Annotated in this window: 20 protein-coding genes; 12 read left to right on the top strand and 8 right to left on the bottom strand. The window is 70.2% G+C overall.

What is annotated here, in order from left to right; genetic code table 11:
- Positions 1–2: 2 nt before the first annotated feature.
- Both HOV91_RS06415 and HOV91_RS39750 read right to left on the bottom strand, forming a co-directional pair.
- Positions 3–1874, bottom strand: coding sequence for a serine/threonine-protein kinase (locus HOV91_RS06415; protein WP_174184523.1), 1872 nt, complete (start codon positions 1872–1874; stop codon positions 3–5).
- Positions 1858–3162 carry a serine/threonine-protein kinase gene (locus HOV91_RS39750; RefSeq protein ID WP_312884492.1) on the bottom strand — a complete coding sequence of 435 codons (1305 nt, stop codon included), beginning with the start codon at positions 3160–3162 and terminating at the stop codon, positions 1858–1860. Before HOV91_RS39750 ends, HOV91_RS06415 begins: the two co-directional genes overlap by 17 nt.
- Positions 3163–3317: 155 nt before the next feature.
- On the opposite strand from HOV91_RS39750, the gene HOV91_RS06425 reads away from it, so the two are divergent.
- The 7 genes from HOV91_RS06425 to HOV91_RS06455 all read left to right on the top strand — a co-directional run bounded on the left by HOV91_RS06425 (position 3318) and on the right by HOV91_RS06455 (position 11689).
- Positions 3318–4085 (top strand): deoxyribonuclease IV, encoded by a 768-nt coding sequence (locus HOV91_RS06425; protein ID WP_174184524.1) that lies wholly within the window; start codon positions 3318–3320, stop codon positions 4083–4085.
- A gap of 138 nt (positions 4086–4223) precedes the next feature.
- Positions 4224–5156 (top strand): TauD/TfdA dioxygenase family protein, encoded by a 933-nt coding sequence (locus HOV91_RS06430; RefSeq protein ID WP_174184525.1) that lies wholly within the window; start codon positions 4224–4226, stop codon positions 5154–5156.
- Positions 5157–5733: 577 nt separating this feature from the next.
- A complete protein-coding gene (locus tag HOV91_RS06435; RefSeq protein ID WP_174184526.1) occupies positions 5734–6954 on the top strand; it encodes a CaiB/BaiF CoA transferase family protein in 1221 nt (406 codons plus the stop codon).
- Positions 6951–7118 (top strand): hypothetical protein, encoded by a 168-nt coding sequence (locus HOV91_RS06440; RefSeq protein ID WP_174184527.1) that lies wholly within the window; start codon positions 6951–6953, stop codon positions 7116–7118. Before HOV91_RS06435 ends, HOV91_RS06440 begins: the two co-directional genes overlap by 4 nt.
- Positions 7115–8041, top strand: a complete 927-nt coding sequence (locus HOV91_RS06445; protein ID WP_174184528.1) for a hydroxymethylglutaryl-CoA lyase-like TIM-barrel protein — start codon at positions 7115–7117, stop codon at positions 8039–8041. The genes HOV91_RS06440 and HOV91_RS06445 overlap by 4 nt, the downstream gene beginning before the upstream one ends.
- Before the next feature lie 308 nt (positions 8042–8349).
- On the top strand, positions 8350–9126 hold the full coding sequence (locus HOV91_RS06450; protein ID WP_174184529.1) for an ABC transporter ATP-binding protein: 777 nt from the start codon (positions 8350–8352) through the stop codon (positions 9124–9126).
- Between the two features lie 34 nt (positions 9127–9160).
- Entirely contained in the window at positions 9161–11689 is a 2529-nt protein-coding gene (locus tag HOV91_RS06455; protein ID WP_174184530.1) for an ABC transporter permease, read from the top strand.
- Positions 11690–11754: 65 nt separating this feature from the next.
- Here HOV91_RS06455 and HOV91_RS06460 read toward each other — a convergent pair whose 3' ends face one another.
- Complete coding sequence (locus HOV91_RS06460; RefSeq protein ID WP_312884493.1) at positions 11755–12429, bottom strand: DUF4352 domain-containing protein; 675 nt, start codon at positions 12427–12429, stop codon at positions 11755–11757.
- 566 nt (positions 12430–12995) lie between these two features.
- Between HOV91_RS06460 and HOV91_RS06465 the strand changes: the two genes are divergently transcribed.
- Positions 12996–13820 (top strand): phosphatase PAP2 family protein, encoded by an 825-nt coding sequence (locus HOV91_RS06465; protein WP_312884494.1) that lies wholly within the window; start codon positions 12996–12998, stop codon positions 13818–13820.
- Between the two features lie 97 nt (positions 13821–13917).
- Here HOV91_RS06465 and HOV91_RS06470 read toward each other — a convergent pair whose 3' ends face one another.
- From HOV91_RS06470 to HOV91_RS06485, 4 genes are read right to left on the bottom strand one after another with little or no spacing between them, the layout of a single operon-like run.
- A complete protein-coding gene (locus HOV91_RS06470; RefSeq protein ID WP_174184531.1) occupies positions 13918–15075 on the bottom strand; it encodes a VWA domain-containing protein in 1158 nt (385 codons plus the stop codon).
- Positions 15076–15118: 43 nt separating this feature from the next.
- The gene (locus HOV91_RS06475) at positions 15119–17545 is read right to left on the bottom strand and encodes a DUF5682 family protein (RefSeq protein ID WP_174184532.1); all 2427 of its coding nucleotides are present in this window, start codon (positions 17543–17545) and stop codon (positions 15119–15121) included.
- A complete protein-coding gene (locus HOV91_RS06480) occupies positions 17542–18642 on the bottom strand; it encodes an ATP-binding protein (RefSeq protein ID WP_174184533.1) in 1101 nt (366 codons plus the stop codon). Before HOV91_RS06480 ends, HOV91_RS06475 begins: the two co-directional genes overlap by 4 nt.
- Positions 18639–21506: an SWIM zinc finger family protein gene (locus HOV91_RS06485; RefSeq protein WP_174184534.1), complete on the bottom strand. Its 2868-nt coding sequence runs from the start codon at positions 21504–21506 to the stop codon at positions 18639–18641. Before HOV91_RS06485 ends, HOV91_RS06480 begins: the two co-directional genes overlap by 4 nt.
- 424 nt (positions 21507–21930) lie before the next feature.
- Here HOV91_RS06485 and HOV91_RS06490 point away from each other — a divergent pair, with 424 nt between their 5' ends.
- The 4 genes from HOV91_RS06490 (at position 21931) to HOV91_RS06505 (ending at position 25993) form a co-directional block, all read left to right on the top strand.
- On the top strand, positions 21931–24375 hold the full coding sequence (locus HOV91_RS06490; RefSeq protein ID WP_246349881.1) for an AAA family ATPase: 2445 nt from the start codon (positions 21931–21933) through the stop codon (positions 24373–24375).
- A gap of 7 nt (positions 24376–24382) precedes the next feature.
- Entirely contained in the window at positions 24383–24871 is a 489-nt protein-coding gene (locus HOV91_RS06495; RefSeq protein WP_174184536.1) for a hypothetical protein, read from the top strand.
- Between the two features lie 438 nt (positions 24872–25309).
- Positions 25310–25699: a YchJ family protein gene (locus HOV91_RS06500; RefSeq protein WP_174184537.1), complete on the top strand. Its 390-nt coding sequence runs from the start codon at positions 25310–25312 to the stop codon at positions 25697–25699.
- Between the two features lie 18 nt (positions 25700–25717).
- Positions 25718–25993: an Rdx family protein gene (locus HOV91_RS06505; RefSeq protein WP_174184538.1), complete on the top strand. Its 276-nt coding sequence runs from the start codon at positions 25718–25720 to the stop codon at positions 25991–25993.
- A gap of 13 nt (positions 25994–26006) precedes the next feature.
- Here the strand turns inward: HOV91_RS06505 and HOV91_RS06510 are convergent, their stop codons facing one another.
- A complete protein-coding gene (locus HOV91_RS06510; RefSeq protein WP_174184539.1) occupies positions 26007–26234 on the bottom strand; it encodes an FmdB family zinc ribbon protein in 228 nt (75 codons plus the stop codon).
- Between the last annotated feature and the right edge of the window lie 133 nt (positions 26235–26367).

Genomic DNA, 26367 nt, shown 5'->3' on the forward strand with positions numbered 1-26367 from the left:
GGTCAGTTCAGCGGAGCCGAGCGCCACCAGCGCAGCAGCTCGTCGATGGTGGTGTGGGCGAAGCCGTCGGTGTACATCAGGAACTGGGTCCGATCCGGGTCGCCGGTGAACGCCGTGACCATCTTCGCGCCTTCGTCGACGTACTTGTAGTTGGTGTAGGACTTGCCGCCGTTGGTGTCGGTGGACTTGGTGGCCGAGGACGGCAGTCCTTGCAGCACGGCCTGCACGTCGGCCGGGGTCTTGTAGGCGTAGATGCGGTAGTACGGATCGTCGTTGTTGCCGCCCTTGAAGCAGCGCCACTGCGCGGCCCAGTCGCCGAACTCCGGGTCGCCCTTGGACGGCGACGGCGGCGAGCTGGGCGAGGCCAGCCAGCAATCCGCGCCGTTGTAACCGATCTCTTCGGTCTTCGAGGCGGGCACCATCCGCGGGAACTCCGCGCTGATCGACTCGGGGGTCGCGTCGACGAGGTTCGGCTTCACTGTCGTGGTCGTGGTGCCCGCTGTGTTCGAGCCCGAATCGGAGACCGCGCCGATGATGCCGAGCACCACCACGATCAGTACGACCACGCCCACCGCCAGTCCGACGATCAGACCGGTGTTCTTCTTCGGCGGCGGACCGGCCGAAGGGTAGCGGTGCGCGCCGTGCGGCGGCGCGGGCGGCGCGGCGAACGAGGCGAACCCGGGCTGCTGGTGGGCGTACGGGTTGACGGCCGTCGGGTGCGGCGCCGGGCCGGTCTGCGGACCGGAATTGGCCACCGGAGCGGGCGGCGGAGTCGCGGGCGACGCCGCGGCGAGTGAATTGGGGCCGCTGGTGTGCGGAGCGTTCACCTGGTGGCCGAGGCCGCTGGCGTAATGCCCCTGTGCCACCGGATACGGCGAACCGGTGGTCGGGATCTGTGGCCCGGTGGCCGGGTGCGGGCCGGAGGTCGGGCGCGGGCCGGAGGTCGGGTGCGGGCCGGAGTTCGGGCGCGGGCCGGAGGTCGGGTGCGGTGGGCCGGTGACGGGACGCGGACCGCCCACCACCGGCATCGACGGCACGCTGGAACCGGTCAGCGCCTGCTTTGCGGCCGCGGCGAACTCCGCGCAACTGCCGAATCGGTCATCCGGTCGCTTGGCCATCGCCTTGGACAGGACACCGTCCAGTGCGAAGGGCAACCCGGGCCGGACACTGCTCAGCGCGGGCGGCGCGCCCTGCAAATGCCCCTGAATGACCGCGGCGGGGTTGGTCGCGGAGAACGGGCCGGTGCCGGTGAACAACCAGAACAGCGAGCACGCCAGCGAGTACTGGTCGGAACGGTGGTCGAGCGCGACGCCGGTGAGCTGCTCGGGTGAGGCGTAGGCGAGGGTCGCGGTGAACGTTCCGGTCTGGGTGAGATGACCGGTGTCGTCACGCAGCCGCGCGATGCCGAAGTCGGTGAGGTACACCCGCTCACCGCGACCGGCGGTGGAGCGGGCCAGCAGGATGTTGGCGGGTTTCACGTCACGGTGCAGCACCCCGCTGCCGTGCGCGTAGTCCAGCGCGTCGGCGGTCTCCTTGATGATCTGCACCGCGCGTTCGGACGGCAGCGATTTCGGTTCCACCGAGGCGGCGTCGATGCCGTCGATGTACTGCATCGAGATCCACAGCTGCTCGTCCTCGAGCCCGCGGTCGTAGACCGTGACGATGTTCGGGTGATCGAGCTGGGCGACCAGATCCGCCTCCCGTTCGAACCGCGCCCGCACCTCCTTGTCGAAGAACATCTCCCGATTCAGCAGCTTCAGAGCGGTCATCCGCGGCAGCCGCGGATGTTTCGCCAGATAAACCGAACCCATGCCACCGCGGCCGAGTTGCCGCTCGATGACATAGCCGGCGAAAACGTCACCGCTGGCCAGCATGACTGCTCCACTTCCCGCCGCCCGCCGGGACCCACCGGCGAACAGGCGTACAGCATAAGAATGCGTGGCAGGGAGTCGGCCCGACCACGGAAAACATCGAAACCATAGCAGTAGTCACGCCCCGCCTATCGCTCGTCGAGCGTGGTGACGCGGGGGCCGACGACGAGGCAGCACCATCCGGCGGAGGCCGGGGGTCCGGAGGTTGCTGGTGCGGCCGCACCGCCGATCCCGGGCGCATCGGCAGGTTGGGCAACTCGATCACGCCGGGGTGCACGGGGCGGCGCGGCGGCGGGAAACTCGGACGCGACGCGGGCGGGCGCGGAGGTTCCTGCGGCGTCGCTCGGTGCGGCGGCGGTGGATGCGGCGGCGTGTTCGCGGGTGTGCGATGCGTCGGAGCGGTCGGGCGCAGGTCGGCGTGCAGGCCGTGCGGCGGCGCCGTCCGATGCCGGTCGGAGTGTCCGGCCAGGGCATCCTGTGCCGCGGCCGCGAATTCGGCGCAACTGGCGAATCGATCCGCGGGCCGCTTGGCCATGGCGCGAGCCAGCACCGGATCCAGCGCGGGCGACAGGCCGGGACGTATGCGGCTGAGCGACGGGATCGGCGCGTACAGATGCTTGTGCACCACCGCCGCCGGATTCCCGCCGGAATACGGCGGCGCGCCGGTGAGCATCCAGAACAGCGTGCAGGCCAGCGAGTACTGATCGGCCCGGTCGTCGAGCGGATGGCCGATCAGCTGTTCCGGCGCGCCGAAGGCGAGGGTCGCGGTGATCGTGCCCGACGAGCCGATCGTGCTCTCCGCGCCGCGGATGCCCGCGATGCCGAAGTCGGTGAGCAACACCCGCTCCGGCTGCCCGATCGGCGCCTTGGCCAGCAGGATGTTGGCCGGTTTCACGTCGCGGTGCAGCACCTGGTTGGCGTGCGCGAAATCGAGCGCGGCGGCGGTATCGGCCACGATCCGCACCGCGCGGGCGGGAGCGAGCACATCGACGTCCGCGCAGGAGGCGTCCGCGCCGGGCACGTACTGCATGGAGATCCACAGCTGCTGTTCCTCGGCGCCGCGATCGAACACCGTGACGATGTTCGGGTGGTCCAGCCGCGCGACCAGGTCGGCCTCGCGCTCGAAGCGGCGGCGGATGTGGGTGTCGGCGTACAGGTCGCGTTTGAGCAGCTTCAACGCCGTCAGCCGGGGCAGGCGCGGATGCTGGGCCAGGTAGACGGTGCCCATGCCGCCGTGGCCGAGGACGCGCTTGACGACATAGCCCGCGAAGACATCGCCGATCTGCAACACCGTTACACCCCCTTCTCGAGTCGAGCGCGCGGACACTATCCATGTATCTCGCCGGGCCATCGGGATGCAACAGTCGCGACGAAACCTCGATCGACGACGCGGGCCACTCGGCCCTGTCACCGTTTTTGACACACCCACTCATTACGCTGACCGGCATGCGCATTGGAGCACACGTCCGGCTCGACAGCGACCCGATCGGCTTCGGCGAGAAACTCGGCGCCGACGTCATCCAGATGTTCGTGGTCGACCCACAGAGCTGGGACAAACCCACCCCGCATCCGCGGACCGAGGAGATCCTCGCGAGCCCGATCGAGGTCGTGGTGCACTCCTCCTATCAGATCAACGTCGCGAGCCTGAACAACCGGTTGCGCATGCCCTCGCGCAACGCGGTGGCGCAGCAGGCGAAGGCGGCCGCCGAACTCGGCGCGTTCGGCTTGGTGGTGCACGGCGGGCACGTGCGTTCCGATGCCGAGCTGGACACCGGGATCGACAACTGGCGCAAACTATTCGAGCGTCAGCAGGACAAGGGCGGTTTCGCGGTTCCGATCCTGATCGAGAACACCGCGGGCGGCAATCACGCCATGGCCAGGCACTTCGATTCCATTGCCCGGCTATGGGACGCGGTCGGCGACTACGGCGCGGGATTCTGCCTGGACACCTGCCACGCCTGGGCAGGCGGTGAGGAACTCGTCGGCGCCGTCGACCGGATCAAGGCGATCACCGGACGAATCGACCTGGTGCACTTGAACTCATCCCGTGACGAGTTCAACTCCGGCGCCGACCGGCACGCCAATTTCGCCGACGGCACCATCGACCCCCAACTGCTCGCCGAGGTGTGCCGCACCGCGGGGGCGCCCGTGGTCCTGGAAACTCCGGCCGACGGACTCGCGGAGGACCTGGAGTACTTGCGCGAGCATGTGTAACGGCTCGTAAGTGCTCGCACCCGGGTCGGTTCGGGTGGCCTGTGTTGTGATCAGCGCGATGGAAATCCTGGTCGGCGAGGTGGTTTCGGTGGTGTGCTCGACGGAGCAGTAACCGATCTCGACAGCGAAGGTGATCTCATGACGGTCGCAACCGCCACCCCATCCACCGCCTCGGTGACCAGGCTCGGCGCCCGGATCGGCGCGCGGATCGACAACGTCCGGCTCGGCGGCGATCTGGACGCGGCCACCGTCGAAGTGATCCATCGCGCACTGTTGGAGCACAAGGTCATCTTCTTCCGCGGGCAGGATCATCTCACCGAGGACGGGCAGTACGAGTTCGCCCAGCTGCTCGGCTCGCCGACCACCCCGCACCCCACGGTGACCTCGCACGGTGTGAAGAGCTTGGCGATCGATTCCGAGAACGGCCGCGCCAACAGCTGGCACACCGACGTCACCTTCGTCGACCGCATCCCGAAGGCGTCGGTGCTGCGCGCGGTGCACCTTCCGCCCTACGGCGGCGCTACCACGTGGGCGTCCACCGTCGCGGCCTACGAGTCGCTGCCGGAGCCGCTCAAGCGGCTGGCCGAGTCCCTGCGCGCCGTGCACACCAACGTCTACGACTACGCCGCGCGCACCGGGGATGAGCAGGGTCCCAACGCCGCCGCCTACCGCGCCGAATTCGAGTCCACCTTCTACGAGACCGAGCACCCGGTGGTGCGCGTGCACCCCGAGACCGGGGAGCGGGCCCTGCTGCTCGGCCACTTCGTCAAGCATTTCGTCGGGTTGTCCAGCACGGAGTCGCACGCGCTGTTCCGGCTGTTCCAGGACCGGGTGACCCGTCTGGAGAACACCACCCGCTGGAACTGGGAGCCGGGCGACGTCGCCATCTGGGACAACCGCGCCACCCAGCACTACGCCATCGACGACTACGACGACCAACCGCGCAAACTGACCCGGATCACGCTGGCCGGCGACGTCCCGGTCGGCGTCGACGGCGCGGCGAGCACCATCATCGCGGGCGACGCCGAGCACTACTCGATCATCGAGAACACCCAGCTGCTCGCGTCCTGAGCGGGGCCCCGCATGGTTGCCGGGCGCGAGCCCGGCTATTGAGGGGCCATGCGGTGTCCTTCGGGCGGGGCGGCTAACCACGGAGCGATTCCCACTGGCCGAAAGTCGGCCTCTCCGCCAACGCGGATACGACCCCGGCTGCGCGAATGGCCGCTCGCGCAGCCTGCACAGACCTCTGGGTGTGATCCCCGTCGCCGACGGCCCACCTCTCATGTCCAGTGGCAGAGGCACCCGCGCAGTAGTAAGCGCGCAATCGGACACAACGCGCAAATCAGAATCCGTGGCATCGCCCCGATCCGGAGGAGCACACCGACCCAACCCCGTCGAGTGCGAGTCTTACGAGCACGTTCGCGGCCCGTCTCGCGGCCGAGTGGCCGCCGCGTACGCGACGCAGTCGCCAGCGGTGGTCGCTCGGGCGCGAGACTTCTCGGGGCCGTGAACACGCGGTGCCGCAGGCGCCGCAAATCGAACACAGCCGTAGGCGCGAGTCTCGGTTGCTCGGGCGCGAGACTTCTCGGGGCCGCGAACACGCGGTGCCGCAGGCGCCGCAAAACCAACATGGTCCACACTGGTTGCCATGAGTATTCGGCCGCTGGACGGGGTGCGCGTCCTGGAACTCGGCAATTACATCGCCGCGCCGACCGCGGGGCGCATCCTCGGTGACTTCGGCGCCGAGGTGATCAAAGTGGAGCGCCCGAAAGCCGGTGACGAGTTGCGCAACTGGCGGCTCTACGGCGGTGACACCTCGATGCTCTATCGGACGATCAACCGCAACAAGAAGTCGATCACGCTGGATCTTCGCACCGATGCGGGTCGGCGCGTCGTGCTCGACCTGGTCCGGCGCTGTGACGTCCTGCTGGAGAACTTCCGGCCCGGCATGCTGGAGAAGTGGGGCCTGGGCCCGGAGGTGCTGAACGAGGCGAATCCGGAGCTGGTGATCACCAGGATCTCGGCCTACGGGCAGACCGGGCCGCTGGCGCAGCGTCCCGGGTTCGCCGCGGTCGCCGAGGCGGTCGGCGGCCTGCGCGAACTGGTCGGCGATCCGGATCGTCCTCCGGTGCGCACGGGCGTGTCGATCGGAGACTCCATCGCGGGCATCTACGCCGCGTTCGGCACCGTGATGGCGCTGTTTCAGCGCGAGCGCCGCACCGATCCGGACACGCCGGTTCCGCTGCGGGAGCGCGTGATCGACGTGGCGCTCAACGAGGCGATCCTGTCGGTGATGGAATCGCTGGTGCCGGACTATCTCGCCTACGGTATCCAGCGCGAACGCGTTGGCGGTCGGATGGAGGGAATCGCGCCGAGCAATGCCTACCCGTGCTCGGACGGAACCAGCGTCATCATCGGCGGCAACGGGGACGCCATCTTCCAGCGCTACATGGCGGTCATCGATCGGCCCGACCTGGCCGCCGACCCGGAACTCCAGGACAACGCGGGCCGCTGGCGCCACCGCGAGCGGCTGGACGCGGCCATCGGCGAGTGGACGGTCCGGCACAGCCGCGCCGAGGCGTTGAAGATCCTCGAAGCCGCCGCGATTCCGTGCGGCCCGATCTACACCGCGGCCGACATCGTGGCCGACGAGCAGTATCGGGCGCGCAACATGATCCAGTCGTTCGCCGTGGACGTCGGCGCGCCGGAGCCCAAGGTGGTCGGTTTTCCCGGCATCGTCCCGGTGATCGGCGAGCAATCCCTTCCGATCCGTACCGTCGGCCCCGATCTGGGTGAGCACACCCGGGAAGTGCTGTCGGAGGTGCTCGGCATGAGTGCGGCCGAGATCGACGCGTTGGAGGCGCCATGACCATGCAGCCGCGCGACCGGAGGCGTCCGGAAGGACGCGGCGCATGGGAACTGCGTGCGCCGGGCAGCAGCAGGCCCGCGGTGCAGCCGAATCCCACGGGCGCGGGCGAGAAGCCATGGGGCGGTGTGATGTGCGGCCGCCGTCAGAAGCGGGACCAGCGATGACCGCGCCGGTGCTGCGTGACGTCACGTTGCGCGACGGACTACAGCTGACCGGCAAGTTGCTGCCGGTGCAGCGCAAGGTGGACATCGTGCGCCGCCTGCTCGCGCTGGGTGTGCCCGCGCTGGAGATCGGTTCGATGGCGCGTCCGGACCTGGTCGCGCCGATGGCCAACAGCATGGAGTTGGTCGCCGCGCTGACGCCGGAGGAACTGCGCCGCTGCTGGGTGTGGGTGGCCACGCCGCGGCACGTCGAGAAGGCCGCCGCGGCCGGGGTGCGCAACTTCCAGTACTGCTTCTCGGTTTCCGACGCGCACAATCGGGCGAACATCGGGCGCGACACCGCCGACAGCGTCGCGGCGATGCCGGACGCGGTGCGACTGGCCCGCGAGGTGGGCGGGTCGATCCAATTGTGTTTGGCGACGGCTTTCACCTGCCCCTTCGACGGCCCGGTCGACCCGGAGCGGGTGCTGGCAATTGCCTGTGATCCGCGCACCGAGGGCGCGGACGACATCGTCCTGGCCGATACGCTGGGACAGGCCTATCCCGGCCAGGTCGCCGCACTCGTCGCCGCGGTGCGCGACCGCACGCCCCCGCGCCGCGTCGTCTTCCACGGTCACGACACCTGGGGGATGGGCGTGGCCAACACCCTCGCCGCGGTCGCGGCCGGCGCGGACATGGTCGACGGCGCTCTGGGCGGACTCGGCGGCTGCCCCTTCGCACCCGGCGCGAGCGGCAACACCGCCTCCGAGGACATCCTCTTCGCCACCAGACCGGACTGGTTCACCCCCACGACGCTCGCCGCCTTGGTCGAGATGTCGGAGGAACTACTGGCCGAACTCGGCGAACCCAACCGGTCACGCGCCCTCGAAGGCGCCCGCTCGAAAGCCTCCGCCTTCGAGTGGGTGGTGGGCACCGAGCACCCCTAGCCGGAGCCCGCGACCGCAAAGGCGACCGAGCACCTACCTCGGCCGTCCGCCGCACCGGAACACCCGGCGCGGTCATGACCCCTCGCACCACGCGGCACGGCCACTTCCAGCCGCGTGCACCGAGTACCGAGTTCCATATCTACGCGCCCAGCGCACCCCAACCCCGTCTTTCGAGCGAAGCGAGACCGAGCATGCGCCGTTCGCGAGCCATAAGGGGGCCGCGAACACGCCGCGACAAAGGTCGCGGCAATCAAACACAGGGTCTTCCCTGATGGCATGTGGACGCTCGGCCGGTAAGACTGGACGGCATGACTTCGCAAGCCTTGGGCGCCGACATCGCCGACACGGTGGCTCCGACCGATGTGGCGGCCCACGCTATCGAATTGACCAAGGTCTACGGATCAGGTGACACCCAGGTCAGGGCATTGGACGGAGTGTCGGCCGAGTTCGCGAAGGGCGAGTTCACCGCGATCATGGGCCCGTCGGGATCGGGCAAGTCGACTCTCATGCACTGCCTGGCCGGGCTCGACAGCGCCAGTTCCGGCACCGTCCGGATCGGCGACACCGACTTGACCAGCCTGTCCGACAAGCAGATGACGCGCTTGCGACGGGACCGGATCGGGTTCGTCTTCCAGGCGTTCAACCTGGTGCCGACGCTCACCGCCCTGGAGAACATCACCTTGCCGCTGGACATCGCCGGGCGCAAGGCGGACCAGGAATGGCTGGATACGGTGCTGCGGCGGCTCGGGCTGGTCGACCGGCTCACCCACCGCCCCAGCGAGCTGTCCGGCGGGCAGCAGCAGCGGGTGGCCTGTGCTCGTGCCCTCGCGGGCAAGCCGGAGATCATCTTCGGTGACGAGCCCACCGGCAATCTGGATTCCCGTGCCTCGGCCGAGGTGCTGTCGATCCTGCGCGCCGCGGTGGACGAGTTCGGGCAGACGGTCGTGATCGTCACCCATGAACCGCACGCGGCCGGGTTCGCCGACCGGGTGGTGTTCCTGGCGGACGGACGCATCGTCGACGAGATGCGCGATCCCACCGCCGACACGGTGCTCGACCGGATGAAAGCGTTGGAGCAGGCGTGACCGGGAGTTCGCGGAAGATTCGGGGGCGCGCGTGATGGCCGCAAATCCGATGCGGAAGGTGGCGCTGCGCAATCTGGCCGCCCACAAAGTGCGTCTCGCGCTGACGCTGTTGTCGGTGGTGCTCGGCACCGCGTTCATCGCGGGCTCGTTCGTGTTCACCGACACGTTGCAGAGCACCTTCGACGGGATCTTCGCCAACGAGGCGAAGGGCGTCGACGTCCGGGTGAGCCCAAAAGAGCGCCAAGCGCAGGGCATTCCGAACAACGTGGTGGACGAGCTGGTGAAGTATCCCGGCGTCCGCACCGTCGCGCCGAGCGTGAACGGACCGGTGGTCCTGCTCGATCCGACGGGTAAGAAATCGGTGCAGACCGGCGGGGCGCCTACTTTGGGCAAGTCGTATCTGCCGCCGGAGCAGGCCGTCGCGGAGCCGGAGAAGTTCCTGCAGGGCGTCCCGCCCGCCCGATCCGGCGAGATCGCGCTGAACACCGGCGGCGCCGAGCGAGCCGGGCTGAAGATCGGCGACCGGACCAAGATCCTCATCCCCTCCCAGGCCGATCCCATCGACGTGACCCTCACCGGGATCTACGAGGTCCCGTCCGACACCGGCGGCTTCATCGGGGTGCTGTTCGAGGACGCGCAGGCACGCAAGCTGTTCACCGACGGCCTGCACGTCGCCTACGTCGACCTCGCGGCCACCGGCCTTCCCGGCGACGAGCTACGCGACAACCTGGCCAGAGAGCTGCCGGGCTACAAAGTGCAGAACGGCGACCAGGTGCGCGCGGACCTGAAAAAAGAAGTCTCCAACGCGCTCAACTTCATCAACTACTTCCTGCTCGCCTTCGGCGCGATCGCCCTGATCGTCGGCACGTTCATCATCTACAACACCTTCTCGATGATCGTCGCCCAGCGGTTGCGGGAGCTGGCGCTGCTGCGCGCGGTCGGCGCGAGCAGGCAGCAGGTCGGCCGGTCGGTGGTAGCCGAGGCGTTCGTCATCGGGTTGATCGGCAGCGTGATCGGCCTCGCGGGCGGCGTCGCGCTCGCGTTCGGATTGTCGGCGGTGCTGAACGCGTTCGACCTCGGTTTGCCGACCGGATCGATGGCGGTGCGGCCGCGCACCATCGTGGTCGGGCTGCTGGTCGGTCTGGTGGTGACGGTGGTGAGCGCCTACGCACCCGCGCGCCGCGCCGCGCGGATCCCACCGGTGCAGGCTATGCGCGAGGAGTTCGCGTCCACCGGCGAGTCGCTGCGCTGGCGCACCGTCGCAGGCGTGGTGCTCGCCGTGCTCGGCGCGGGTTTCGTCGTGCTGGGTGCGCAGCGCACCGGCGGTACGGCGGCCGCCACGGTCGGGGTCGGCGCCCTCGGTCTGATCTTCGCGGTGCTGCTCGCCGCGCCCGCGCTGTCGCGGCCGGTGGTCGGCGGGCTCGGGGTGCTGGTGCGCCCGTTCGGGCCGATCGGGCGCATGGCGCGCAACAACGCGGCGCGCAATCCGCGCCGCACCGCCGCGACGGCGTTCGCGCTCACTCTGGGGCTGATGCTCGTCTCGGCGATCGGCATGCTGGGCGCCTCGGCCAAGGCCAGCGTCGGTGTGCTGGTGGACAAGGGTGTGCGAGCCGACTATGTGCTGGCGGGCCCGCAGCTGCTCGGCGTGCCGTTCGGTGCGGCCGACGCCGCGCGCACCGACGTGCCGGGAGTGCGGCAGGCGGTGGGCATGCGGGGCGCCGGGTTCAAGCTCGGCGACGAGCAAGTGTTCGCCTCGTCACCGGACGGTCCGCTGAACGGGGTGCTGAACTACGAGATCGTGCGCGGCAGCGACACGCTCGGCGCCCGCGACGTGCTGGTGTCGGAGGACGAGGCCGCCGACCGTGGGTGGAAGGTCGGCGACCAGGTGACCCCGACCAGCGTCGACGGCAAGAAGGTCCCGCTCACGGTCACCGGCCTGTACAAGAAGAACCCGCTGCTCGGTCCGATGGTGGTGTCGCAGACGGTCTACGACGAGGTGGTCCCGCTGAACTTCCGGACCAACTTCCTGGTGCTGATCGAGGCGCAGCCGGGCGCGGACATCAGCCAGATGCGGGCCGACCTGGAGAAGGCCACCGAGCGGTTCGTGGTGGTGCAGGTGCAGGACCGCGAGGAGTTCAAAGGTGCGCAGGGCAGACAGATCAACACCCTGTTGGCCATCCTGTACGGCCTGCTCGCCTTGGCGGTGGTGATCGCGATCCTGGGCATCGTCAACACGCTGGCGCTGTCGGTGGTGGAGCGGCGCAGAGAGATCGGCATGCTGCGCGCGGTCGGTATGCAACGCGCCCAAGTGCGCCGCACGATCTATCTGGAGTCGATGCTGATCGCGGTGTTCGGCGCGATCGTGGGCATGGTGCTGGGGCTGGGCCTCGGCGTCGGGTTCCTGCGCACGCTGCGCGACCTCGGACTAGACCAGATCGCCATTCCGTGGAGTCAGCTAGCCCTCGTGCTGGTCAGCTCGGCGGTCGTCGGGGTGCTCGCTGCACTCTGGCCCGCGGTGCGCGCGGCGCGCACGCCGCCGCTGGCGGCCATCGCCGACCTCTGAAAGACCGTGCGGCGCACAGCCACTGTGCGCCGCACGGGCACGAGATCGAAGCTGCCTCTTGAAGCTCAGCGCAATGCGACCTTCACACCACCCGAGAGCATACTGTCGTGCAACTCCAGCACAGCCGGAACCGAACCCGGCGGAACGTCGAACACGATCCTCATCGATACCCTATTGCCCGGATTGATATCCGCTGAGAGATGCTCGTTTACGTTGATCTCGGCCTTCGTGTCGTTCGTGAACTCACGGCCCTGATCGTCATACAGCTTCTGGTTCGACCCGAAGTAGGAACGCGGCTCGTTGCCGATGTTACTGACATCGACGTGAATGACAATGTATTCACCCTGCGCGGTGGAGCGCAGGAACTGGTTTTCGCCGATCGTTTTGGTGGGGGGATCGATAGCGGTGACCACGAATTCGAATTTGCCGTCCCGTACCGCGGACCCTGCGGAAGCAACATCCTTGCCGGCTTTCGGAGTGCCGGGGGCAGGTTGGTTCGTCCCGTCAGCGGATTTGGAATCGTTGTCGGCGAGTCCAACGATGCCGAAGCATCCGCCACAGAGCAGGACTATGGCGCCAATGATGACCCACGGCCAGACGACGCGTTTCTTGCGCGGCTGTGGTGGGCCGTATCCGGGTGGTGGCGGGAATCCGGGCTGCTGGTACCCCGGGGGCGGTGTTCCCGGGGCGGGATTATTTGGGCCGGTGTTCGGCCCGGGGTATGGCGGCGGCTGGGACACAAATGACCCCCTGTTGGGTTCGTGGTAGTTGACAGATCAATCGCACAAGACAGTGCGTTGTTACCAAGATCTCAGAAAGTCGTAGGTGTGACATGTCGGCCCGTTGGGAATAGGGGATGATTCCGGGCGGTCCGCTTTCCGCTGATTTCGATCACGGTTGCGAACCCGGGCGATGAGCGGATTGGTTCTACAGCAGGACCATCAGGGCCGACGGCGCCTTGTCGGGAAACTGGCAAAAGCTGCCGCTACCGCGCTTCCCGCGCATCACAGACGCTGAGAGTCATTGCGGTGAAACGCACTACCCGAGTGGCATTCGTACGGTGGCTTGATCGCGGCGTGCGGATGCCTGGTGGCTGGAGCGGATCGGCACGCCCAATCGCACCTTCGGAGGGCAGCAGAAATCACGAGTCTGCTTGTGCGGCAAGCAAACTCGGATCACCGCCTCCCGGTGTCGGTCCCGTCACATCTTGCTGAAGTTGTCCGTTTCGTAGTGTTGACTCAAACGGAGGTTATCACTCCACTTAACCTTTGGTAACGGCCTGTTCAACGGGGAAGGAGGCCGCGCGGTGGTCGCTGTGGGTGGTCCGGGCGCCGAACTCGAGTTCGCGCCGGGCGCAGTTGTCGAACGGGTGCGGGTGGCGGTGCGCGGTCGTGGCGGCGAAGCCGTCTGGCAACTGCTCCTGATCACGGTGCTCTATCTCGGCTATCGCGCGGGGAGGCTGGTCACCGCGGACCAGACCGGGCGCGCCATGCGCAACGCACACGGCCTGCTCGGCCTCGAGCAGCGGCTCGGCCTGCCGGATGAGCAGGGGGTCCAAGCGCTGTTCCTGGAGCGCGACTTCCTCGCCGTTGCGGCCAATTTCTACTACGCAGGCGCGCATTTCACCGTGGCAGTCGGAGTGCTGCTGTGGTTGTGGGTGTTCCGGCCCGAGCACTATCGCTGGACCAGGAACCTCATGGTGGCCCTGACCGCAGCCGCGCTCCTGGTGCACATACTGGTCCCGCTCGCGCCGCCGCGCATGCTGCCAGATCAGGGGTTCGTCGACCTGGCTGCACAGTACGGCCAGTCCGTCTACGGCGAGGCCGATTCGGGCGGTCTATCCAATCAATTCGCGGCGATGCCTTCGCTGCACGTCGGCTGGGCGCTGCTGCTCGGTGTCGCCGTGGTCGCCGCGATCCGAACGCCGTGGCGCTGGCTCGCCTTGGCTCATCCAGCGCTGACCACGCTCGTCGTCGTGGGCACCGCCAACCACTATTGGCTGGACGCGATTGTTGCCGTCGTTCTGCTGGCGGTGGCCGCCGCCCTGCACCGCTTCGTGGTTCCCGCGGCGGCCACCGCGTGGGGCGTGATGGGACCCGTAGCGCCGGAATCCGTTCTGCACAAGTCGTAGCAGGTCCCTGCGAGCCGGTTGCGGCTTCCGCTCGCTATCGCGGCGGCGAGAGTCTCCCGGATGGCGAGATCGGCCAGGGCCGTATGTCAGGTCCGATCTAATGGTGGGCGGCGTTGGCGTGCGCCCAGGACTGGACGTCGCCCCGATCGAGGGCCACTGCGAGCAGGTCCGGGAATTTGTCGGGTGTGCAGGCGAACGCCGGGATGCCCAGCGCGCCGAGGGCTGCGGCGTTGTCGTGGTCGAAGGCGGGGGCACCGTCGTCGGAGAGGGCGAGTAGCACGACGACTTGGACGCCGGACTCCTGCATCGAGCGGACGCGGCGCAGCATCTCGTCGCGGATGCCTCCCTCGTAGAGGTCGGAGATCAGGACGAACAACGTGTCGGCCGGGCGGGTGACCAGGGACTGACAGTAGGCCAGGGCGCGATTGATATCGGTGCCGCCGCCGAGCTGGGTGCCGAACAGTACGTCCACCGGGTCGTCGAGTTGATCGGTGAGGTCGACGATCTCGGTGTCGAAGACCACCAGCGAGGTGCGCAGCGACCGCATCGAGGCCAGCACCGCACCGAACACCGACGCGTACACCACGCTGGCGGCCATCGAACCGGATTGGTCGATGGCCAGCACCACGTCACGCCGCACCGCCCTGGCCTTGCGGCCGTAGCCGACCAGCCGTTCGGGTACCACGGTGCGATGCTCGGGCAGGTAGGTGGCGAGATTCTTGCGAATCGTGCGATCCCAGTCGATATCCCGCATTTTCGGCCGGCTGACGCGGGCGGCGCGGTTCAACGCACCGGAGACCGCGGTGACGGTGTGCGCCGCGACGCGCTGCTCGATCTGCCGCACCACCTTCTCCACCACCATGCGCGCGGTCGCCTTGGTGGTCTCGGGCATCACCCGGTTGAGGCTCAGCAACGTGCCGACCAGGTGCACGTCCGGCTCCACCGCCTCGAGCAGTTCCGGCTCCAGCAACAACTGCGTGAGATCGAGTCGCTCCACGGCGTCGCGCTGCATGACCTCGACGACGGTGGCGGGGAAATAACCGCGAATATCGCCCAGCCAGCGGGCCACCCGCGGCGCCGAACCCTGCAAACCGCCGGTGCGCTTGCCCGGCGAAGTCTCGTCATCGGTGTTGTACAGCGCCGACAGCGCCCGGTCCATGGCCGCGTCCGCACTGGAACCCAGCCCGCCGAGCCCGTACTCGGCCGCCGCGCCGAGCACCAATCGCCAACGGCGCGACTGTGTTTCGTCGGTCATATCGCGTCCTTCCCGATCCGAGTGCAGTACCTGCGCGGACCGCTCATACCGCCACCCCCAAGATCTCCGCCGCGGTGCGCACGGCGGTCGTGGCGCGCTCGGTGTCGAGGCCCGCGGCGGCCGACGCGGCGGCCACGGACCCGCCGTCCCGGATCGCCTGCCCGATCGCGCGGCGCTCACCCGATTCGAACGCGCCGAAGGTCCGGCGCAGCAGCGGCAGCGTCTCGACGAACGTGTCGTCGCCGAGACCGCGCAGCCACCCGTCGATGAGCCGCAACAACTCCCGGTCGTGGACCAGCAGCAGACCACGGCCGCCCAGGAATCCGTCGATCCACGCCGCCTTCGCCGCGGCGGTCGCGCCCACCGACAGGGCAGCGGACAGGCGGCGCGCGGATTCGGCGTCATCGATACGGCCCGCGTCGGCGAGCAGACGGACGGCGCGGCCAACGAGAGCGCCGTGCACGTCGTCCCGGTCGGCGACGCGGCGCAGGGCGGCCAGCCACTCGCCGGTGGCCCAGCCGTCGTCCCTGGTGTGGATCGCGGTGTGCGCCGCGTCCAGCAGTCCGCGCAGGTCGGTGGCGGCGTCGGTGTCGAGTCCGGTGACCGCGGCGGGCAGGCCCGCGCAGATGCGCACCAGCAGGCCGTCGGCGACATGGGCCAGCGCCTTGGTGTCGGTGCCGCGCACGTCGCCGTAGCGCAGGGTGCGGATCAGGCCGGGCAGCGCCGCCAGCAGATGGGTCACGTCGTGGTCGAGCGCCGCGGTGGATTCCAGCCGGGCGATCAGTCCGTCGGTCGCGCCACCGAGGTCGGCGAGCAGGGCGACCTCCAGTGCGGCGGTGAGTTCGCCGACGGAGCGGTCGGCGCGGGCCGCGGTGTCGAGGATCTTCGCCTCGGCCGCGGTGCGGATGGTGGTGCCCCAGCGCGAGGCCTCGATGATCGCGATCGCGTACTCGGGATGCCACTGCAGCGTCCAGGTTTCCCGGAAGGTGCCGGTGCTGCGCACCTCACTGGTGGTGAGCGTGCCCCAATCGATCTCCAGTACCCGCAGCCGGTGCAGCAGGCGTGACCGCGCCACCTCGCGTTCCTTGCGCAGATCCAGGTCGAGGGTGCGGGCCGCGGGCTCCTGCTTCATCCGCAGCGACCGGATGGTGGCGCGCAGGTCCGCGTCCAGCGGCACGGTCGGCGTGTGCTCCGCGACGGCCCCGAGCGCCTCGCCCACGACGAGTTCACCGACCACCAGCCGCAGCATCGTCTCGTCTCCGCCGCACAGCACCGACCGGGTGGCCTCGGTGACCTCCGACAAGCCGGCCAGCGGGCGGCCGCGCAAGGCGGCGAGGGTGTCGGCGAGCCGGACGGCTTCGATGACGTGCGCGCTGGAGACGGGCAGGTCGTGGGCGCGCAGCACACCGGCGACCCTGGTCAGCCAGCGGGCGATCGGCTGTTCGGTCTCGGTGAAAAGGTGGTGGTACCAGCCCGGCGAGGTGACGCCCGCGCCGTAGCCGGAGGACGTGGACAGCCGCGAATGGGTCCACGGCACCCAGGTCAGCCGGGCCTTCGTCTTCGGCAGACCTCTGAGCAATCGGGCGTCCGGCGCGGCGGGACCGAGCGGGCCGGTGAGCGCGGGCGCATGCCAGGCGCCGCACACCACGGCCAGCCGCACCGCCCCCTCCTTGAGCGCCTTGCGCATGGTCTGGCGCATGTAGGCCTCGCGCCGCAGCGTGTGCGCGTCGACAACGAGCGGTTCGCGCCCGGGAGACGATTCGTCCAGCGCCTCCTCGACCGAATCGGGATCAGATATCGAGTCGTGGGGCCGGTCTTGCGCTGACGCGTCGACGGCCGGTCGATCGCGTTCGGATCCGTCGAGGGCCGATCGCTTGTCGGCTGGCTCGCCGTTGGTCACCGGTCGAGCCTCGGTGGGCTGTGCTCGGCCGCCCGGCGTCTCGTTCTCGTCCCACGATTTCCGCTCGGCGGATTCCCGCAGCGCGCCCATCGCGTCGGTGATCGCGTCGAACGCGTCGGCGTCGGGGACGGACTCGACGACGGCGTCCCACCAGCGTTCGGCGTCGTCGTAGCCGCCCGCCTCGGCCAGCGCCGCGAGCGGATCGAACCGGTCGCCGGGTTCGTCCTCGGTCGCCAGCGTGACCGACGCGGGCAGGTCGCAGAACCGCGCGGGCACGTCGTTGTCCACGGCGTACCGCAGCGCCTGCCATTCGGGGGAGAACACCGCGTAGGGCCAGAACGCGGCTTTGGCGGGCGCGTCGGGGACATACGCCAGCAGCGCGACCGGTGGGGTCATCCCCTCGGCCGCGACGTAGCCCACCAGCGGGTCGGCGTCCGCAGGGCCCTCGATGAGAATCAGGTCGGGCCGGAACGCCGCCAGCGCCAGCCGCAGCGAGCGCGCCGACCCGGGGCCATGGTGGCGGATGCCGAAAACCCTGGTCACCGGCGCGGATTCGGCGGGCGATGTCACCCGGTGACCTCCCGGCAGGCGCGGTAGAAATCCGCCCAGTCGGGCCGCTCGCGGACCACGGCCTCCAGGTACTCGGTCCACACCACCGCGTCGGCCACCGGGTCCTTGATCACCGAGCCGAGCACCGCGCCCGCGATATCCGAGGCGCGCAGCACACCGTCGCCGAAGTGCGCCGAGAGCGCGATGCCGTTGGTGATCACCGAGATCGCCTCGGCCGTGGACAGCGTCCCGGACGGCGACTTGAGTTTGGTGCGGCCATCGGCGGTGCTGCCGGAACGCAGCTCGCGGAAGACCCGCACCACGCGCCGCACCTCCTCGGCCGCCGCTGGCACGGTGGGCAGCTCCAGTGCCGAGCCGAGCTGCTCGACCCGCCTGCTGACGATGGCAACTTCCTCGTCCTCGCTCGCGGGCAGCGGCAGCACCACGGTGTTGAACCGGCGGCGCAGCGCGGAGGACAATTCGTTGACCCCGCGGTCGCGGTCGTTGGCGGTGGCGATGACGTTGAAGCCCTTGGCCGCCTGCACCTCGCGGCCGAGTTCGGGCACCGGCAGAGTCTTCTCCGACAGGATGGTGATCAGCGCGTCCTGCACATCGGAGGGTATGCGGGTGAGTTCCTCGATCCGGGCGATGGAGCCCGTCCGCATGGCGGTGAGCACCGGTGACGGCACCAGCGCCGCGTCGCTCGGTCCCTCCGCGAGCAAGCGCGCGTAGTTCCAGCCGTAGCGGATCGCCTCCTCCGCCGTGCCCGAGGTGCCCTGCACCAGCAGCGTCGAGGCGCCGCTGACGGCGGCGGAAAGATGCTCCGAGACCCAGGTTTTGGCGGTGCCCGGCACGCCGAGCAGCAGCAGCGCCCGGTCGGTGGCCAGCGTCGCGACCGCCACTTCCATCAGCCTGCGCGGGCCGACGTACTTCGGGGTGATCACGGTGCCGTCGCCGAGGGTGCCGCCGAGCAGGTAGGTGACCACCGCCCAAGGCGACAACCGCCACGAGGGCGGGCGGGGCCGGTCGTCGGCTGCGGCGAGGGCGCGCAGTTCGTCGGCGTACGCCTGCTCGGCGTGCGGGCGCAGCAGGGCCGGGGTCGGGTCGGTGGTCGTCACTGCAACTCCTCGAGCATCATCGAGCGGTGGTTGAGGTCGTGGGCGAGCTGGTCGAAGGCCCGCTCCCAGGCGGGATCGTCACATCGGCGGGCTGTCGAGGACAGGCTTCCCGCGGCGGTGAGCGGCAGGTGGACGGCGGCCGCGGCGAGCAGTGACCGGTGCGCGTTGGGCGACGCGCCGTGCGCCTCGGGGCGACGCGCCGCCGCCCGCGCCCGTTCGAAGAGCAGCAGGATCACATGCTGGGCCAGCGCTTCCGGCCACGGATGTCCCATCGCGGGCAGCAGCGCCTCGATCTCCGAGAGCCACGAGCCGTCCAACCGGACCAGGTGCGCGGTCCGGTCCGCAGTCGGCAGCAGCGCGAACAGCTCGCGCCTGCGCAACATCGCCAGGTCGGTGGGCACACCGGCTTCGAACAGCGCCCGCGCCCACGCCGAATCACGTTGCGCCAGTGCGGCGTCCACCCAGCCGTCGAAGACCGGCTGGCGGAACCGGTCCTCGATGGTGGCGCGAACCGCTTGCTGCGGCGTGCCGAGCACGCCGGTCCAGTGCGTCAGCGGCGTCGCGGCGACGACCTGGCGCAGCCGGGCCGCGGACACGTCGGGCGCGCCGTTCCAGCGGTACGCGAACTCCACGGTGCGGTCGGTGATTCCGTCGCGGTGCGCGGCGGCGTCGAGCGTATCCGGGAGGGCGAGCACCACGTGCGTGTGCAGCATCCGGTGCTCGGCGCGCAACCACGCGCTCGCCCGGGCGCGCATGCGCAGGCCGAACGCCGAATCCGGCAGCAGCGCGAGCAGGCCCGCTGCGGTGCGGCGCACGTCCGCCCGCCGGTCGTCCAGCGCCGTTTCCAGCAGGGGCTCGTCCCGCGGTCCGAGTCCGTCGGCGAGCACGGCCAGCAGTTCGGCCTTCAGCGGCCCGCTTTCCTTCGGCCACGCCGCGGTGAGCGTTGTCCTGACCGCTTCGGCATCCTCGCGGCGGAGTGCGGCCAGCCAGTCCCGCCGCTCGTCGGGGCGGCCGAACAGCCAGGTGTCCGTGCCACGCTCGGACGGGGGCGCCGTTTGCCGCACCAGGTCGCGCCAGTCCGGATGCCGGGCCGCCAGCCAGCTGCCCCGAGCGCCCGCGAGGCGCAGCAGCGGTTCCCGCAGCGTGGCGTTGATCTTCGCGTGCTCGAGCAGTCGCTCGCAGAGCGCCTCGGGGGCGCGATAGTCGTGTGGAGCCGCCGCGTCGAACCATTCGGGCAGGAATGCCGAGCGCTCCCGCAGCATGCGTGCCAGGCGTGCGGCCGCCGGGCGCGGCAGCATCGGGCGCGGGTCGTCCGCCGCCGGTTCCGGCGTCGCGGCGGTGGCCGGCGCGACCCCGCCCCGGCGGAACAGGTCGTGCAGCGCGGCGGATTCGAGCAGCCGCGACGCGGGATCACTCGGCAATCGCTCGGCGGCGCGCGCGATCGGGGGCGCCAGCGCGGTGAGATCCGGCGCGCGGCGCGCGGTGCCCAGCAGCGCGACGGAGGTGAGGTCGTTGCCGCCGCCCGGCCCGGCAGGCGGGCGAGACGCCTCGAGACCGAAGGCTTCCGTGGGCGCCAGGTCGGTCACCTCGCCCGCGGTGAACACCGAGATCGGCGCCAATCCGTCGGGACTCCACTCGCCCACCACGGTCACGGGGTGACCGCCGGAGACCGCCAGCAGCGTCCACGGTTGTTCGCCCGGCCGGATCGGCAGCGCCGTGCCGTCGGATTCGGTGACGTACCAACCCTCTTCGGTCCGGGTGGGCACCACGTGGGCCAGCAGCATCGGCCACGAACGCAACCAAGGATCGGCGCCGAGCGCGGACGCGTGCGCGGCCAGCGCGGCGGCGATCGTGGCGGCCCGGCCGGTTTCGCCGGGCAGCGTGGTGAAGGGTTCGGCGGTGCCGTGCCGTTCGCCCCACAGCGCCCGCAGCGGCGCGGTACCCGGATAGAAATGCAGCTCGGCGTCCGCCAGGTGCCCGAGCGCGGGGACGTCGGCCGGGAAGCCCGGGGAACCGAAGGAATGATCGACCACCAGCGCCCAGCGCCCGGTCTCCCGCCCGAACAGCCAGGTCCGCCGGGTGTAGAGGCGTTCTTCCTCGGTGATCCGCAGGCCGAACACCATCCATCGGTCGCGGACCGGAACTTCGGCGCGCACCGACTCGGCCGGGCTGGGGTAGCCGACGTGCGCCCGGATGCTGGCGCGCAGCGCGGGCGCGACCGCGTCGAGCTGCCGGTGCGCGGCGATCAGCAGGTGCATCCGCGCGTACTCCCGCAACACGACATCGGGCCAGTCGGTCCTGGTGGCCACGGCGGCCGGGAGCCTGCGCAGGGCGGAGGCGAGTCCGGGGGCCTGCGCGTCGACCATCCTGGCGGCGACGGCCTCGAAGGCGCGATAGGAACGATCGGCCTGCGCGAGCCCGGTGCGCACCTGATCGCCGAGCCAGACGTCGAGTTCCTCCAGCCCCGCGGTCACCCGTACCCGTCGCTGTTCGGCGGTGGCCGGGTTGGGGGTGCGGGTGCGGTCCGCGGTCGCGGCGCGCGCGGCGCGCGAGCCGATCCACGCTGCCGCGTAGTCGGCGGTCTCGGCAACGGTGGCGACCTCGCCCGCGGCCCAGCGCAGCAACAGCGACAGCGCGTGTTTGCAGGGGAACTTGCGGCTCGGGCACGAACACCGGTACGCCGGACCGGACAGGTCGACGATCGTCTGGTATGGCGAGCTCCCGCTGCCCTGGCACCGGCCCCACAGCGCCGTGCCGCTGTGGCCGCTCTCCTGCCAGCGGTGCACCAGCTTGCGCGCCGCCGACAGCGAACTCGCGTCCGGCGCCAGCGCCGTGACCTGGTCTTCGGGCCACGGCGCCGTCATCGCGCCGCTCCGGCTCGGTGCTGCCTCATCGCTTCCTTCGTTGCTCGGTTGACCGGTTTTCTACCCCAGCGCACCGACAAGTGCCGCCGCCGGTACGGAACCGCTTGCCGCTGCGTCATATTCGACGATCGGCGAAATCTTGCGCCGATCGGGACGCTCTGGCATTCTGTCCTGTTCGGCTCGACCGAGCCACCCGGAACGGGTGTCGACACCATCGAGGCTGCCCGCCGGGGTTGGCGCGAGGGGTGGACATCGAAACGCGGCGCAGGCGTTTCGATGACCATGTTTCCATCCCCGCGGGCAGATTCGCCTGGGCGCGGTGGGCGATTCGAACGCGATCGGGTAGCGTTTCGCACAGCTTCGACAAGGTGCCGCGCACGGGGTCGCAGGAGTGCGCGGCTCGATGGTGGAGGGGATTTTTCGCATGCGTGTGGATCCCGACGCTGTCCAGGCCGCCGGTTCCGCGGACGCCACACCCCGGCTCTCGGAGGTGGTGACCAGGCGCCTCGCCGAGGACCCAGCGGTCACGCCCTCGGTCATCCGCACCGTGCTGCGCGCCCTCGGCGCCGCCGAATCCGACGACGCGGCAACCACTTTCGATCACTCCGGCATCTTCCTCAGCGCCATCCGGGTACGCGGTTTCCGCGGCATCGGTCCGGAGACGACGCTGCGGCTGCCGCCCGGTCCGGGTCTCACGCTCGTCGTCGGTCGCAACGGCAGCGGCAAATCCAGCTTCGCCGAAGCCGCCGAAATGGCTCTGACCGGTGGGAACCGCCGCTGGGACGGCAGATCGGCGGCCTGGCGGGAAGGCTGGCGCAACCTGCACGACGGCACGGCCGCCCGCATCGAGCTGGAGCTGCTCACCGCGGGCGACGCGCCCCGGCTCACCATCACCAAGGAATGGGCGCCCGACGCGGACCTGCCGGACGCGCACTGGACCCAGCGGTACCCGCCCGCGCCGCCGAGCGAATTCGACACCGACCGCTGGGCGGCGCAGCTCGAGCTCTACCGCCCGTTCCTGTCCTACAGCGAGCTCGGCGCGCTGGTGGACGGGAAGCCGAGCGACCTGTTCGACGCGCTGCACCAACTGCTCGGGCTCGACGAACTCACCCTGGCGCAGGAGCGCATCCGGATGCGCCGCCTGCAATTGGAACGCGCCGTGCGGGATTCGCGTCAGGAACGGCTGGAACTGCTGGAGCTGCTCGCGTCGGTGGCCGACGACCGCGCGGTTCGCGTTGCCGGGCTGCTGCGGCCCGCCCAGCCGGATCTGGCCGCCGTGGGCCGCGAAGTGCTCGGTGTGGTGGACGACCCGGCCGGACCGGACGGCCTGCGCGCGATCGTGCGGCTCGCGCTGCCCGACGACGCCGAAGTGGAAGCCGTCGCCGCCCGGCTCGAGGCGTGCGGCGCGGCGCTCGCGCAGGGCACCACCGCCGACGCCGAAGCCGACCTGCGCCTGCTCGACCTGCTGCGCAGAGCGCGCGAGCACCAGGCGGCGAGCGGTACCTGCCCGTGCCCGGTATGCGGCCGCGGCGCGCTCGACGAGGACTGGGCACGCGAGACCGACGCCGCCATCGACCAGCTCGCCGCCCGCGTCGACGCGCTCACCACCGCCCGCGTCGAGCTCGGCAACGCCGTGCGGGCCGCGCGGGCGCTGCCCGACCTGGTGCCCGCCGAACTGGACTTCGATCCGCGCAATCCGCCGTCGGTGGACACCACGGCGGTGCGCGCGGCCTGGGCCGACTGGGCCGCCCTCACCACCACCGAATACACCCCCGACCTGCCCGAACGGCTCCGCGTCGCGCACGCGCGGCTGGTCGGCGAACTCGACCTGCTGCAGCAGGGCACCCGCAAGGAACTCGACCGCCTGGACGAGGTGTGGACGCCCCTGGTGCCGCGCATCGTGGCGTGGCTGGACGGCGCGCGCGAGGTGGCCGCGCACGCGGCGGAACTGCGCACGGTGAAGAAGGCCGAGGACTGGCTGAAATCGGCCACCGCCGGATTGCGCGGTGAACGCATGACGCCGTTGGAGACGACGGCCCGCTGGGTGTGGCGCACGCTGCGACAGCAGAGCAACGTCGAGTTGGGCGCGATCCGCCTGCAGGGCAACGCGGGCACCGCGCGCCGCGTCCTGCTGGACGTGACCGTCGACGAAGTCGACGGAGCCGCACTCGGTGTGATGAGCCAAGGCGAGCTGCACGCGCTGGGTCTGTCGCTGTTCCTGCCGCGAGCGACGGTGCAGGAGAGCCCCTTCCGTTTCGTCATGATCGACGACCCGGTGCAGGCGATGGACCCGGCCAAGGTGGACGGCCTGGCGCAAGTGCTCGCCACGGTCGCCTGGACCCGTCAGGTGGTGGTCTTCACCCATGACGAGCGCCTCGCCGAGGCGGTGCGGCGGATGCAGCTCGACGCCACCGTGCTCGAGGTCCAGCGCCGCGACCGCTCGGTGGTCGAGGTGCGGGTGTCCAGCGACCCGATCCGCCGCTATCTCGACGACGCCCGCGCCTTGGTGCGCACCCCGCAGTTGCCCGCGGCCATCGCCGACGAACTGGTGGCCACGTGCTGCCGTTCGGCGGTGGAGGCGGCCAGCCTGGCCAGGGCGCGACGCACCCTGCTCGCCGCGGGCATGAACCACACCGAGGTAGAGCGGCACATCGATGCCGCGCACTCCACCAGGGCGAAGGTGGCGCTGGCGGTTTTCGGTGTCGGCAGCAAGGTCGATGACCTGAACAAGAACCTCATCGAGCGAGAAGGCCGGTGGGTAGTGGACGCCCTGCGCGACGCAACTGCCGGTGCGCACGTGCCGATCGGACGCGACATGCGCGAGCTGATCGGTGAGACGGAGCGATTCGTCGCGTGGCTGGGCCGGTGAGGCGCCGATGAGCGGGCGGCGTCGGCCGGTCGGCGCGCGCCGGGGGCCTGCGGAAGGTGAGCGCGGGGCCCGGCACGGGCAGCGGCGGCGGAAGAACGGCGCGCACCGGCCGCGCGCGAATCGGCCGTCGGTCGCCGAGCGGCTGGAGACCGTCGATCTACTGCTCGGCGGTTCGGTGACCGACGCGGGCGGGCTGTGGTCACGGGCGACCGCCTGGATCCTGCGGATCGCCCTGGAACAGGCCGTGGACGACCTGTGGCTGCGGCTGGCGCCCGCGCTGACCCGCTGCCCCATGCGGGCGCAGCTGATCGCGCTGCGCGCGTTCGCGGGCCCGGACGTGGCGGCGCGCGTGGCGGTGCTCTGGGCCGCGCTGTCGCGCGCCGCCCACCACCACGACTACGAACTCGCGCCGAGTGTCACCGATCTGCGGCGGTGGCGCGAGCAGACGGTCGCCTTGGCCGCGGATCTGGCGGCGGTCGAAGCGCACCGGGAGTGATCCCGGCGATCGCGCACCTGCTCGGACGACCAGGACCGGCCTGGTCGAGCGTGCGCATGGAGAGCACCTTCAGCCCGGGTGGCGCCCGCTGTGCGCGGAGCAGGATCGGAGAGGGCAGCGAGTGCGAGATGGAGAGCACCTTCAGCCCGGGTGGCGCCCGCTGTGCGCGGAGCAGGATCGGAGAGGGCAGCGAGTGCGAGATGGAGGGCGCCGTTCGGGCCGCGTGGCGCACGCTGTGTGCGGATCAGGATCGAAGAGGGCCGCGAGTGTAACCGGTGGAGTGCACCGTTTGGGCCGCACGCTGTGTGCAGAGCAGGATCGGAGAGGTCAGCGAGTGTGAGCATGGAGGCACCGCTCCGGCCGGAAACGGCACGATATGCGCGGAGCGGGACAGGCGGTGGGGAGCATGTGGATGACGGGCCTCGGAAAGAAGGCGGTATGAGCAGTGCGCGGCGGTGCCCATGTGGGCGTGGCGACTCCTTCGACGAGTGCTGTGGTCCGGTGTTGAGCGGCGAGCGTCCCGCGCCCACCGCCGAAGCGCTGATGCGGTCGCGCTACACGGCGTTCGCGGTGGGCGACGCGGACTACCTGCTGCGTTCCTGGCATCCGCGCACTCGCCCGAACGGCTTGACCCTCGATCCCGCCCAGCGCTGGCTGTTCCTGGAGGTCGTCCGGACCGAGCGCGGTGGCCCGTTCGACGACACCGGCACGGTGGAGTTCGTCGCGCACTACCGGGACGCGGGCGGCCGCGCCGCACTGCACGAGAACAGCCGATTCGCTCGATCCGACGGCGCCTGGGTCTACCTGGACGGCACGCACGCCGACTGACCGGTAGCGTCAGCGGGCATGGCACGCGTCGCGATCGAGTACTGCACCCAATGCCGCTGGCTGCTGCGGGCGAGCTGGATGGCGCAGGAATTGCTGAGCACGTTCGCCACCGACCTGGACGAAGTCGCGCTGCGCCCGGGTGCGGGCGGGATCTTCCGGATCACCGTCGACGGGGAACAGATCTGGGAGCGCAAAGCCGACGGCGGATTCCCCGACATCGCGGTGCTGAAGCAACGGGTGCGTGACCGGGTCGCACCCGAGCGCGACCTCGGTCACGTCGACCGGCGCGACTGAAGCCGCGCGGGGGTCAGCCGCAGCAGCCGCCACCGCAGCAGCCGCCACCCGCCGGAGGCGCCGCCGGGCTCGGCGTCGGCGCGTTCCCGCCGCCCCGGGAAACGGTGGCGAAGGTGGTCAGTAGTTTGACCGTGTCGTCGTGGCCGATCGGGCAGGTCGCCGGCGCCGACGACTCGGCCATCGGACGGGTCACCTCGAACGTGTCACCGCAGCTGCGGCACCGATAGCTGTAACTCGGCATCCGCTCAGTTTAGGGCCTGCGCCACCGATGTTCCGATCGGCCCGCGCCGAAACCTTCGCGGCTGTCGCAGACCGGCACGCACGCCCGGCTGCTCATCGAACTCGGGGCGTACCGCCGACTGTGGACGGCGTTT

Origin of the sequence: Nocardia barduliensis, assembly GCF_013315795.1 — a bacterium.
In the GTDB taxonomy this organism is placed as follows: Bacteria; Actinomycetota; Actinomycetes; order Mycobacteriales; family Mycobacteriaceae; genus Nocardia; species Nocardia barduliensis.